This is a genomic window from Shigella sp. SIG3 (assembly GCF_053555855.1).
In genome coordinates this window covers 1-335 of the sequence record NZ_JBQZXE010000349.1, presented here as the reverse complement: position 1 = coordinate 335, position 335 = coordinate 1, and the positions used below count along the sequence as shown (strand labels likewise).

Genomic DNA, 335 nt, shown 5'->3' with positions numbered 1-335 from the left:
CTGGAGAAGACATAAACAAACCGATCAGCATCGCTGCAGCCAACCGATTCGTAAATAGAATAAGGGGAGGGATGGATCTAGGTTACTGGCGAACACATGATTTCAGAAGAACGCTTGTTACACGGCTGTCCGAGATGAATGTCGAGCCTCATGTTACTGAGCGAATGCTCGGTCATGAACTTGGCGGGATAATGTCCGTATACAATAAACACGACTGGATAGAGGCTCAGCGCAAAGCGTATGAGCTTCACGCTGATAAATTGTTCTGGCACATCAGGAGCATTTCTGATTAACGCCACCGTTAAGAATCCACCCTTCAACAGCTTCACGAAGGT

At 47.2% G+C, this 335-nt stretch carries 1 protein-coding gene; it reads left to right on the top strand.

Going from position 1 to position 335, the window contains the following annotated elements; genetic code table 11:
* On the top strand, positions 1-293 hold a 293-nt coding region (locus ACUU1I_RS21365), incomplete at its 5' end, for a tyrosine-type recombinase/integrase (protein ID WP_449144957.1).
* Between the last annotated feature and the right edge of the window lie 42 nt (positions 294-335).